Genomic DNA, 11,859 nt, shown 5'->3' with positions numbered 1-11,859 from the left:
TAAACGGGGGACGGGCGTATATAAGTATATTACAGTACAAAGAACCCTCATGTCGACAGTAGCTTTTTTCGATTTTGTCACGGCCATCAACGCCCGTGACGCCGAACGGTTGCATTCGCTCATGACCCCGGACCACGTTTTCTTAGACGCCATCGGCAACCGGGTGAACGGGGCAGACGCGGCCAGGGACGGGTGGATCAAATACTTTCATTGGTTCCCGGACTATGCCATCGAGCTCACGGACGCGCTGGAAACCGCCCATACCGTCCTGGCCACCGGTTTTGCGATGGGGACATACCTGGGTATCCCGGGGGAAAACCATTGGAGGATCCCGGCCGCCTGGAAGGCCCAGATACTGGGAGACCAGATCAGCCATTGGCAAGTATACGCGGATACAAAAATCCCATTCGACATCATTGACCGGCACGCGGCAGTTTCGCCCGATGGCGCCCGGGTTACCTCCATCGGGGGTGTCTTTTTCAAGTGCCGGGAACCGGAAAAACTAAAGGAATGGTACACCCGTCACCTCGGGCTCCGCACCGACGCGTACGGGACAAGTTTTGCCTGGAGACAATGGGACGGTCGCCGGAAAGGCTTTACCGCCTGGAGCCCCTTCCCCCCGGATACCAATTACTTTGCCCCCTCGGACAAGGATTTTATGTTTAATTATCGCGTGGTCCACATCGAATCCCTCGTCGCCCAATTGCGCGAGGAAGGGGTCGTCGTGCTGGACGAGATCGAGGCCTATCCTTATGGGAAATTCGTCCACATCCTCGATCCGGAAAACAACAAGATCGAACTCTGGGAATCGGATGATGAGGCGTATTCGAAGATACTGGGGGCAGTGACGCGCTAACGCACCGCGTCCTGCCACTGTTTGCCCGACACCGGTTTTAACGGACAATGCGGGTCGACCGTGACGGTACCGCGCATCTCGCTCGTCCATGTCTCACTGAACAACGATCGTTCCGCATCGCAATATTCAATCGTCAGTTCCGGACCGTTGACGGTCAACACCGCGTAGCCATTCCATCCCAGCGGATCTCCCTTTGGCGCCCCCACCCCCGGGCGAACCCGGTCGTCTACCATGACCAGGCGATCGTAGCCTTTATTACCGGGCTTGCGCGCATCGGTCTTTATTTCGATCGGCATACCCCCATGACCGATACAACGGCCATAAGCTGTGAGGCCGTTTTTCATCGAGAACTTTTCATACAACGAAAACCGGTGCTCGTGCCCCCATATCCAGATCACCGGACGGTCTTCCCCGATGAGTTCGGCAAGCTGGCGCGCCGGTACCGTGTATTCGGGTTCGTTAAATGCACTGATATACTGGTGGTGGGTCATCAGCACAAGTCCCCTTTGATCCTCCCCTACCCGCACGACATTCTTTAGCCACTGCACAAGGGTATCGTCCAGGCGGCAGTCGGGCTGGAACCGGGGCAACAGCTCCAGGATCGGTTTGCCGATCGAGTGATAGCCGGTGTCGAGGCCCAGGAGGCGCCAGTGGGCGTTTTCGAGGCAGAAGTAGCCGGCGCGCTGGCCGAGGAGCGCCCGGCCGGGCGCGGCGGCGGGTCCCATCGTCGGCAGCAGGTTCTCAAAAAACGCACTCCCTTTCGCATACATCTCATGATTCCCCAGCACGGCAAAACTTCCCAGCGGCCCGCGGTACCAGGGCGAACCGGGATCGAGGAAATTGGCGGCAATTTCTTTTGGTTCCCCCACATAATAGGTGTCGCCTAAGTGGATGGTGTAGTCGGGTTCGTGGGAACGCATCCGGTCGGCGATCTGGCGGGACTCGGCCGTATTCGTGCCCCAGTCGGCGCAAACAGCCAGGCGGACGCCGTTGCGCCCGGGTAAGGGATACACGCCCCGGTCGCCCGTTTCAGGATAGGTGGGATACGGATGGGGTTTGCCAAAACGGCTGTCCAGGTAGTAATAGATCCAGCTCCAGAAATGACGCGCGATAAAAGCAGTGATCTGGTTCAGCACCGGGGCGCCCTTTGACTTTTTTCGCTCGGTCCTGAAGTGGTTTTCAATAACGGTCCGGCCCAGGTGGAGATAGTCTGATTGATCCCGCTTGCTCATAACCATTTTTTGAAATAGATGTCCGCGAGCTTTCCCGCAAAAAACCGGGAGAAGGCCGTCATGGCCCTGGCCTTTTCGCCCAGCGAAGAGGCGTGAACGACCTCCATGGTCGTCATCTGCAGGGCGAAGTCTACGGGAGCGATCTTGAGGATGCCTTTGGCCAGGACAGGTGCGCCGGCGTCGGTACCATCATATATGGTGCTGTACAAAACGGTAGTGTCCTTCCAAAGCCGAAGCCCCTGGTCGTCGTCGACCTCCTTATAGCCGTAAAAGAAAAAGGTCCGGCCCTCGTGCGTATGCAATTGCATCTGGTATTTCATTTTGAGGTGGGCGGGATCCGGGTCGGCTTCAAAAAGGTTGAAGACACCGCCGCTGATGGTCATGGGCTGGTCCGAAAGCGCTGGAGCGGTCAGGGTTCCGGACATGGTGCCCGGGTGAGCCGGGTCTGCTGCCATTTTTGATATGTCACCCGTCCGGACGGTGAGCGTAAACAAACATGCAGAGCCATCCGCCTTGCCTTTGTCATAGCCCGCCTGGAAATCAGTCTTTTCTCCGGTGGAAACAAACCCCTTCATGGTTTCGGTGAATTGCACGGCCACCGGGTATTCCACGCCCGGCGGCGTCTGGGGCGGGTGATCCGTATAGTCGATGGAGCGACCATACCGGGCGGCGATCATCGGCGCGGCCCTTTCGGCCAGGGCGGAAATGGTAAAGAGTGGATTGGTACCCAGGGGTACGGGTACGACAGACCCGTCCAATACATACAAACCGGGCCAGGTATCTTTTTCCGTTTTAAAAACACCGCCACTGTGATCCGTGACCCCGGTTTCTGCGTCCTCGCCCATGCAACAACCACCCAGCGGATGTACGGTGACGAGTTCGTAGTGAAAGAATTTGTTCCATACGACGTCCCGGATAAATTCGCCCTGTAAAGCCTCCGTCGATGTTTTCAACGCGTCGTTTACTTTTTGGAAAATGGGTTGCTGCCCCACACCCGGCCATGAAATAGCCAGCCGGTTGTCCCTTAGCGTCATGGTCCCATTGCCGTCGTCGTGGGTCATGACGAGATAGGTCTGCATCCGGTTCGTCGCGCCCTTATACGGACCCTCCAGCAAGCTGATGGCCTCCTGCTTCTTCTCCCGGAACCAGTCGTGCCGCGGATCCAACCCCGCCAGCCCAAGCATTGCAGTATTGACGACCGAGGCGATCGGCGCCGGGATACTGCCCTCTTCAAAGGTCATGCCGTCGGTCAGCACCTCCCGGTGCCGCATATCGACAAGGCTCGTGATACAAGGCCCTACGGGTTCTCCCTCGTGGTTGCCCAGGCCGATTCCATTGATGGGCTCCTTACAATTGTAGGAAAAACCCAGTACGTCACCGTTGCCGGTAAAGTGTGTTCCGAGGGTATCGCTCAGTTGTAGCCCTTTTTCCCTGCTGCGGAGCAGGATTTCGGTGCTGCCCAGCGTGCCCGCGGAGACGATGACGACGCGTGCCCGTGTAAAGAGCGGCGGGGCGTGGAAGAGGTCGCGGCCGGTGTTGAAGACGTCGTAGTAGACGGTCCAGGCGTCCGCCGTGCCGGCGGCGGGCGGCACAATATGCGACACCGCGACCCCGCAAAAGATCTCCGCGCCGTGGTTGTAGGCATCGGGCAGGTAGTTCATGAGCAAGGTATTCTTGGCCCCGTGATTACACCCGGTGACGCAGTCCCCGCAATTGGTGCACGCGCTTTGCGGAACACCGGCCGTGTTGACATGGTCTGCAAAAGTCACGTTGATGTCAGGATACCTGAACGGGAACCCCAGCGCTCCCGCGGAGGTCTTCATCGCCCGTGCCTTGGCCAGTTCCGGGTAACCCTCCGCCCCTTCGGGATAAGGCGACGGAGACAACATAGACCTTGCCCGCTCATACCCCAGGTTCAGGCTGTCCATGTCGTCCCGGATGGCCTTTGGCCAGCGCGGGTTCTCAAAAACGCGTTCCTCCGGTTTTATGGAGACGTTGGCGTTGACGAGGGAAGTGCCCCCCAGCCCGCAACCCTTGAACACGCTGATGTCGGCACCGAAGTGGAATTCGTACAGCCCGTTCGTCTCCGCCGGTTTGTCCGGGGCGTGCACCTGCATCTCTTCGCCGGCGGCGGCCAGGTCCGACGGGTATTGGCCCGGTTGAAATTCCTTGCCTTTTTCCAGGAGACCGACGCGGAAACCCGCCCTCGACAGGCGGGAGGCGGCAATGCTACCCCCATAGCCGCTGCCGATGATGAGGACGTCGTAAAAAGGCTTGATATCGGAAAGGGGAAGGGCGAGTTGTTTCATATCTATGGTGCTATAGGTTTTTGGGTGAAAATAGCCTTTAGTTGCTGCCGCGCTTTTATCCGGGCAAACACCCCGTCTACCCCGATGACATACGCGAACCACCGGTTGCGCAGGCGCTGTCCGAAGGATTGATAAAGCTGTGCGCTACCAGCCACCTGCCGGTCCTTCCAAAGCGTTACAGAAGCGGACGACAAGGCCCTCATGTTCAGATGGACCTCGACGGTGTATTCCTGCCCGTCTACGAGACAGCGAAAAGAGAGGGCACACTGCCCCGGCGCCGGGATGCTCGCGGTGACGTCAAAACCCGACACCGTCTTGTCTTTGTCCCACACCAGCGACCCAAAAAGCTGGGGCCCCGTGGGCCGCAGAAAAAAGCCCAGGTTGACCTGCCGCTCCCGCCCCGCGAGCCGCCCGCGAAACTGCTGCCGGAAGTGAAGGGCGGGGCCGGGTTCGCGCATGGCCGTGGACGCGGCGTAGACCGCGGGATTGCCGCGCTGCGCGCCCGTCAGGGCCCGCGGGTGCGCAAGGTATCGCTTCGCCTCCGCGTACCCCATATTGATCAGCGTATCCGCATCGATCTTGCCGGTAACGAAGTCCGGGTCGAGCGGAAGCGCATACTCGGGCGCAAGGACGTGTATGCGGAAAGCCCGCCCCTCGCGGGCCGCGCGGGCGAAGAGCTGGTCCATTTCCTCGAAAAGGGCGCCGTTCGCGGCGATCTCGATCATGTGGACGTACTGATGGAAAAGGCCGGAACGGTAGGTGGGGGTATTGCCGATGCACCAGACAAGCCAGACTTCCTCGGCCCCGCGGTTATAGGCCTCCGTGAGGTTGGCGTCCTTGATCCAGACACCGTCGAGGAAGGACTCCCCCGCGATGGGAACGGCGGGCATAAAGAGCGGAAGAGAAATACCGGCGACGAGATAGTCGACGGTTACTTCCGGCCCTGGGATGGACTGGAGGACCTTTTGGGTGAAGTTGCAGACGTTAAAGGTAAAATCCGCGTCTTCGTTGGAACGGATGCGGTCGGGTGAGATACCAAGCTCCGGGAATATTTTATCACGCACGCCGGTAGCGCTGCCGAGGGCCGGGAGGGCGCCCCAGCGGAGGTAGTCCCAGAAAGGCAGCGGTTTCATAAAGCCGCCGAGGTGGAGACGTCTCCAGTGCCGGGCGGCGTCGGTGGGGGTGATGCCGCTGGCGAGCATGGCGGTACCGAAAATCCCGCCGGAAGTTCCATCGACGTGCCGGAAGGTAAGCCCCGCTTCCTCCAGGGCAAGGAGCACCCCGGCGTGGTAGGCCACGCGGATGCCGCCCCCGGCCAGGACGAGGGAGCGACGATAAGGAGCGTTGGGGTCGAGGAGGGACATGAGGTGCGCGTTAGGGGATGGTTCGGGCCCGGCGGACGGCCCACCAGTAGCCGAGAATGAGTATGGCCGACAGGCCGTCGAAAGAGGCTACTGCCGCGGCGAGGCCGCCGAAAACGCCGTGATAGATGCCGACGAACACGGCGACGCTGGCGCCGACTTTTTGGAGGCCGCACCAAAAGACGCTGGGCAAGAAGGCCGTGGAGGAGCCTCCGCTGAGGGGAGCCGCGGCGCGGGGCGAAGGCCGCAGAGGCTCGCCGGCAGCGGAGCCGCCCGGCGCGGCTGGGCCGCGAGGGCTCGCACCGACAAGGCTCTGTATCAGCAATCCCCCAAAAAGCACCATAAAAAACCCCACAATGGCAAACGACTGCGTCGCCGTCGCAGACGTCTCCGCGTGGACGAGACGCAGGATAAAGGCGGGAGCCACGGTCTGGACGGCGCCGGATAGGACGGTTACAACCCCGATGGCGATATTGATATAACGGAGTGCGGGGGACATCAGGGATTATTTTTCCTTACCAAACAAAAGAAGAGGCAGCCCAGCCACATGACCGTGGTAATGGCCATGCGGACGTTGTTGAGCATCATCCAGCGCTCCAAAAGCGTCGTGAGGGTTTGCTGGTCGGCGACGCCGGCGGCGACGGTCTTGTTGATGGGGATGATGAGGAGCTGACCGACGAGAGTGGCGCCGAGGATGCCGGCGGTCATGACCCAGGTGGTCCAGGCGGTGGGCTTTTTCCATTCGGTGATGATCAGGATGATGCAACAGACCATCATGATGGGGACGAGGATGGTGAAAAAGGACGTGGCGCGGCTGGTGGGGCCTACAAAGGCGTCCTGGACGCTTCCTAAGTTGAGGTATTGCCAGCTGGGATACCAGAAGAAGTGAAGGGCCCACATCACGCCCATGTATATGGAGGCGGTGAAAAAGGAAAAGCCGATGAGTATATTTTTCATGCGTACCTAAATTTTAAAGCGGGCGTAATCGGTGATGGAGGGTGCGGGCAGCCATTGTTCGCCGAGGCCGAGGTAGATGACGCTTTCCATGCCTTCGGGTGTAACGGAGGTGGGGGGCGTGTCGTAGGTCATGAACCAACACTGGAAGTGGTCGTCAAGCACGCCGGTGGCGTCGGGCATAAAAAGAGTGAAAAAGGGGTCGCCTTCGAGGCCGATGTCGCGCATGAAGGCGGTGCGGGCGTGTTCCCCGATATAGATGCTGCCCCTGGCTTTTTTACCAAAACGGATACCGGCCCCGGCGTTGAAATAGATGTACGAGGCCATGAGCATGTTGCGGAAGTGGCTGTAGTTGGTGGCCATAATGTTGAGGGGGAACCGGGCGGTCTTGGGGCGCTCGATCTCGATCCGGAAGGCAAACTCACCGGCGTCTTCGTATTGCGCGGAGACGAGGTCGTCTGTTACATTGAAGTCGAGGCTGGCGCGGTGTTTGGGCATGCCCCAGATGCCCTTGCCTCCCTTTACGGATATTTCGGTGCTGACGGGGAGGTCGAGGATGAACTGGCCGGTATGATAGGTGCTCATAAAAACGGCGGGCAACATGGGCGGAGCGGGACGGGCGCCGCGGGTGACGGCCAGCGCCAGGCTGTATTCGATGTATTTGCCGATGGTGGTGTTGATATAGTTGACAACCGTGACCATAAATACGGCCTTTCCGTTCCAGAGGCGCAGGGGATGGAGCTGGATGCCGGGCAGCAACGCGGCAGCCTTTTGATAGTCGCAAAAGAAACCGGCCATAAAGGCCTGGGCGTTGACGGTGCGCACGGGCATCGTAAACGGGATGCCGTCAACCAGCGCGTACCGGCCTGTATAGGCTTTGATTCGATTTGGAATACTCATAGGTAATTGAAGGGTTTTTATTGTTGGAGTTCCCTGATGATATCGCGGAAGATGTCCCGGCTGGCGTGTTCGCCCAGGAATATGTCCAGGTGGCTGTACCGCTCATATTCATACAGGCGGTGAAAGCCGGGCCGGCGGAGGTTGAAGTATTCAAAACTTTTTTCCTGGCTGGCGTGGAGGAAACACCGGTTCTTTTTACCGGTCAGAAACACAAACCGGGCCGCGGTCTTGGGTGTCTGGTCGGCATACCGGACGGAATCATCGGCGCTGACGAGCTGACCGGCGGCCACGCACTTGCGGATGTGTTCGAAAAATGAGACGGGCACTTTTCCAAATTCGGTCTTTATCCAATCCATCACGACGCGGGACAGGTTGGCGAGCTCCCACAAAGCTGGGTGTCCGCTTCCGTAAGTAAAGCTGACGAACTTTCCGACTTCCGTATCTTTTTCCCAGTGGGTGAGGTCTACCCAGCGTTTTAGCCAGCGGGCCACGGCGTCATCGGGCTCGTCGCCCCAACGGGGGTTCAGAAAGGGCGTAACGGATTGGATCAGGGGCAGGGCGCCTTCCAGCTTGACCCGGGAGAACCAGGGCACCACGGGGTGCAGCGAAACGGCATTGGTCACGACCGTGGTCACCTGTGGGACGAGCCCTTTGACCGCGGAGATCATAAAGCTGGTGGAGCCCTGACAATGGATGATGGCTTTCAGGTTGGCGGCGCCCGTGAGACGGCATACTTCGCGGACGGCAACGGGATGGTCGTTTTCCGCAGCCTGGTCGAGGTCCCACTGGTTGGCCGGACAGGCGATGCTGCCTCTCCAGTTCTCCAGCCAGACGTCAAACCCGGCGATCGAAAGGGCGTCGATGATGTTGCGGGGGGTGGGCGGGTTGAAGATGTTTCCGCTGACACCCGCGCCGTGCACCAGCAGCACCGGTCCTTCCGGGGAAGCCTCCTCTTTGATCAAGCGCCATAAGCTGCAAGGGAACCCGTCCAGGGCGGTAAAGAGGTATTCTTCAAAGCGCTGTTCTGGCATAGCGAATGTCCAAGGTCGGAGGGTAAGATAATAAATGACTTTCACTATCTTAACGTATATTTACGCAATATATCCATGGGGCGATGGTGTCCGCCCCGGTAACCGCCCTTGCGGGGCTGATGACGCCTACAAAATATTAAGTGTTAATATTGTAGGAGTTATGCGCCCAAAAACGAAGTTCGAACAGCTTTTTGTCGTTACCCATTTATTCCGCTGGACCCTTTTGGTCATTCCTATTGCGCTCGTCGCGGGCTCGCTGGTAGCCTTATTTCTCTGGCTGCTGGACTGGAGTGTCCGTTTCCGCTTTGCGCACGACTGGTTATTGTTCCTCCTGCCGGTGGCGGGTGTCGTCATTTATGGGTTATACCGATACTTAGGTAAAAATGCGGAAGCCGGGAACAACCTGATCATGGACGAAATCCACGAGCCCGGAGGCGGGGTACCTGCCCGGATGGCGCCCCTGGTGCTGGTGACCACCGTCATGACACACTTGTTCGGGGGCTCGGCGGGGCGGGAAGGCACGGCGGTGCAGATCGGGGGAAGCGTGGCGCAATTTTTCGCACGGCTGTTCCGGCTGACCCCCGGGGATGTGCGCATCGTGCTCACGACGGGCATCGCCGCGGGTTTTGGTGCCGTCTTCGGAACGCCGGTCGCCGGCGCCGTCTTTGCCCTGGAGGTGCTGACCCTTGGCCGTATCCGGTTTGATGCCCTTTTGCCCTGCCTGATGGCGAGTGTCCTGGCCGACGTCACCTGTCGCGCCTGGGGAATACACCACACCGCCTACCACATCGGTACGGCTTTTCACTTCGATTTCTTCTTATTGGTCAAAGTCATCGGCTCGGGTGTCGCGTTCGGGCTGGCGGGGTTTGCTTTTGCGGAGACCTGTCACACGATCAAAAATGCCGGTAAGAAGTGGATACGCCCGGCGTGGGCAATACCCGTTGCCGGCGGCCTGCTCATCATCGGGTTGACCTACCTCTTAGGTACGGAAGACTACCTAAGCCTCGGCGTAATGGGTAAGTATGCCCATTCGGTTACCATACCTTCCTGTTTCCTGGCCGGGGGCGCGACGCCGTGGAGCTGGCTGTGGAAATTGCTTTTTACCGCGATTACCCTGGGCACGGGTTTCAAGGGTGGCGAAGTGACGCCCCTGTTCTTTATCGGGGCGGCGCTGGGCAACACCCTCGCCACGCTTTGCGGCGCACCGGTCGACCTGATGGCGGGACTGGGTTTTATCGCGGTCTTTGCGGGGGCCACCAATACCCCGATCGCCTGCACCCTCATGGGGGTGGAACTCTTTGGTGCGGATAACGTCCTGTATTATGCGATCGTTTGTTTCACGGCGTATTATTTCAGCGGTCATTCGGGTATCTATCATTCCCAGCGGGTGGGCGTTTCGAAAGTTGAGCGGCTACGCCACGACAAGGGCAAAACACTAAAGGAAATCAGGGAAAACCGTTAATTTTATTTTCAAACGACTGCACCAGTGCCCTCCGACATGACAGAACTAACGCTCCGGCTGCGACAAAGCGATGAAAGGGCTTTTCACGAGCTCTTCGTTTTGTACGGTTCCCGACTGACGTGTTTTGTGCAGTACTTTCTCAAGGACAAGGCCCCCAGCGAGGACGTGGTTCAGGAAGCATTCCTCGCGGTCTGGCAGCACCGGGAAGGCCTGGACGAGCGGCAATCTTTGGAAGCCTATCTTTTCAGGACTGCCAAAAACTTAACGCTGAACGCTTTACGAAAACAAACCCATGGGCTTAACGCCCGGCGGCGTTTTTTCCAGCGGTTACAGCAGCACTGCAACGACACAGAGCACACCATCCTACACAACGACCTCCGCCGGCACACCGAACAGGTGTTGCTCACCCTGCCTCCCCAACAACAACAGGTTTTCCGGCTCAGCCGTTTTGAGGGATTGACCTTTGACCAGATCTCCGAACGGATGCACATTTCTCCCCACACCGTCAAGAACCACCTCCTCGCGGCGCTAAAGATGATGCGCAAAAATTTTTTACACCACTAGTCCTAAACCTCCCGTTGAGGTGTATACCCTGTAAACCATCCCGACTTTGGACCGGAACAGACTGAACTATTTGTTACAATCCCTGGCGCATGGCTTGCTTACCCCCGGCGAATACGATGAGCTGATGGACCTGGTCCATAGGAAGGAGGCGGAGGGCGACCTCTTGGAAGGTATGGAGGGGCTCCTGGAGGAGGCCCCTTCCGGGGAGGTGGATGAGGGGTTGTACCGGAGAATTTGGGAGGCCGCAGCCGGCGGCGATGCCGCGGGGCAGGGCCTCGCGGCGTTGCGCGAGCGGGCGCCAGCCTCCGGCGTTGCGGCGCCGGTTCACCAATTAAGGCGCGCCTATTGGATCGCCGCCGCCAGCGTACTCCTGCTGGCCGGCCTCGCCCTATGGTGGCGCTACGCGACCCGGCCGGAAAAAACCCCGGCCCTGTCCTATGCCACAGCCAAAGGCGAACGAAAGGACCTCTACCTTCCGGACAGCACGCACGTCTGGCTGAACGCCGGAAGCCGGTTGTCCTATAGCACGGGCCCGATCCGCGAGGTACACCTGGAAGGGGAAGCCTTTTTCGAGGTCCGCAAGGACCCGCAAAAACCGTTTGTCGTGCGGACCGGTGATTTGAGCACCCAGGTGTTGGGAACTGCCTTCGACGTGGAAGCATACACGGCAAAAACGGTCACGATCACGGTTGCAGAAGGAGTGGTGCGTGTGGATAGCGGGGACAAGGCGCTGGGGCGTTTGACAAAAGACCGGCAACTCCGGTGGTACAACGGTATGGTCACCCTGGAAGACGTAAGCGGCACCGAACTGTCGGCCTGGACAAACGGGGAACTGATCTTTAACAATATATCGATGAAGGAGGCCGCCGAAAGGATCGAACGATGGTTTGGGATGCCGGTAAGGCTGGACACCGCCGTCAGCAACGCCCGGTTTACCGTGTCCTTTAAAAAAGGAGCGCCAATAAAAGACGTGATGGACGTCGTTTGTATGTTGAACGGCTGCACCTACCGGATGGAAAAAGGAGAAGTCCTGATCAGGTAAGATTATTTTTATTCACCCGCTAAAACGATTATGCTTATGCCAAAGCACACTACTATCCTACCACCATAAAAGGGAAAAAAATTGGCCGCAGGCATTCGCGGTGCACAGCGGCCGGTGGATCGTAAACCTTTCTTGTCACAGCTTACAA

General features: G+C 58.7%; 11 protein-coding genes and 1 riboswitch. Of the genes, 4 read left to right on the top strand and 7 right to left on the bottom strand.

What is annotated here, in order from left to right; translation table 11 throughout:
• Positions 1-49: 49 nt before the first annotated feature.
• Positions 50-856 (top strand): nuclear transport factor 2 family protein, encoded by an 807-nt coding sequence (locus EDB95_RS22690; RefSeq protein ID WP_133997754.1) that lies wholly within the window; start codon positions 50-52, stop codon positions 854-856.
• On the opposite strand, the gene EDB95_RS22685 is transcribed toward EDB95_RS22690, so the two are convergent.
• From EDB95_RS22685 to EDB95_RS22655, 7 genes are read right to left on the bottom strand one after another with little or no spacing between them, the layout of a single operon-like run.
• Complete coding sequence (locus EDB95_RS22685) at positions 853-2,088, bottom strand: metallophosphoesterase family protein (RefSeq protein ID WP_162852744.1); 1,236 nt, start codon at positions 2,086-2,088, stop codon at positions 853-855. The genes EDB95_RS22690 and EDB95_RS22685 overlap by 4 nt on opposite strands.
• A complete protein-coding gene (locus EDB95_RS22680; protein ID WP_133997748.1) occupies positions 2,085-4,397 on the bottom strand; it encodes a GMC family oxidoreductase N-terminal domain-containing protein in 2,313 nt (770 codons plus the stop codon). Before EDB95_RS22680 ends, EDB95_RS22685 begins: the two co-directional genes overlap by 4 nt.
• A 2-nt stretch (positions 4,398-4,399) precedes the next feature.
• The gene (locus EDB95_RS22675) at positions 4,400-5,761 is read right to left on the bottom strand and encodes a patatin-like phospholipase family protein (protein WP_133997745.1); all 1,362 of its coding nucleotides are present in this window, start codon (positions 5,759-5,761) and stop codon (positions 4,400-4,402) included.
• Positions 5,762-5,771: 10 nt separating this feature from the next.
• Positions 5,772-6,257 (bottom strand): hypothetical protein, encoded by a 486-nt coding sequence (locus tag EDB95_RS22670; protein WP_133997742.1) that lies wholly within the window; start codon positions 6,255-6,257, stop codon positions 5,772-5,774.
• Positions 6,257-6,715: an anthrone oxygenase family protein gene (locus EDB95_RS22665; protein ID WP_133997740.1), complete on the bottom strand. Its 459-nt coding sequence runs from the start codon at positions 6,713-6,715 to the stop codon at positions 6,257-6,259. Before EDB95_RS22665 ends, EDB95_RS22670 begins: the two co-directional genes overlap by 1 nt.
• A gap of 6 nt (positions 6,716-6,721) precedes the next feature.
• Positions 6,722-7,612, bottom strand: a complete 891-nt coding sequence (locus EDB95_RS22660) for an acetoacetate decarboxylase family protein (RefSeq protein ID WP_133997737.1) — start codon at positions 7,610-7,612, stop codon at positions 6,722-6,724.
• A 17-nt stretch (positions 7,613-7,629) separates the two neighbouring features.
• Complete coding sequence (locus EDB95_RS22655) at positions 7,630-8,643, bottom strand: alpha/beta hydrolase family protein (protein WP_133997734.1); 1,014 nt, start codon at positions 8,641-8,643, stop codon at positions 7,630-7,632.
• A gap of 70 nt (positions 8,644-8,713) precedes the next feature.
• Positions 8,714-8,779: riboswitch (Fluoride riboswitch) on the top strand.
• A gap of 24 nt (positions 8,780-8,803) precedes the next feature.
• On the opposite strand from EDB95_RS22655, the gene EDB95_RS22650 reads away from it, so the two are divergent.
• From EDB95_RS22650 to EDB95_RS22640, 3 genes are read left to right on the top strand one after another with little or no spacing between them, the layout of a single operon-like run.
• Positions 8,804-10,105 carry a voltage-gated chloride channel family protein gene (locus EDB95_RS22650; RefSeq protein WP_133997732.1) on the top strand — a complete coding sequence of 434 codons (1,302 nt, stop codon included), beginning with the start codon at positions 8,804-8,806 and terminating at the stop codon, positions 10,103-10,105.
• 36 nt (positions 10,106-10,141) lie between these two features.
• Complete coding sequence (locus EDB95_RS22645) at positions 10,142-10,669, top strand: RNA polymerase sigma-70 factor (protein WP_133997729.1); 528 nt, start codon at positions 10,142-10,144, stop codon at positions 10,667-10,669.
• A gap of 46 nt (positions 10,670-10,715) precedes the next feature.
• Complete coding sequence (locus EDB95_RS22640; RefSeq protein WP_133997726.1) at positions 10,716-11,711, top strand: FecR family protein; 996 nt, start codon at positions 10,716-10,718, stop codon at positions 11,709-11,711.
• Positions 11,712-11,859: the final 148 nt, after the last annotated feature.

The sequence above is a fragment of the Dinghuibacter silviterrae genome (genome assembly GCF_004366355.1).
Lineage (GTDB): Bacteria > Bacteroidota > Bacteroidia > Chitinophagales > Chitinophagaceae > Dinghuibacter > Dinghuibacter silviterrae.
This window is presented reverse-complemented; position numbering and strand designations above follow the sequence as displayed.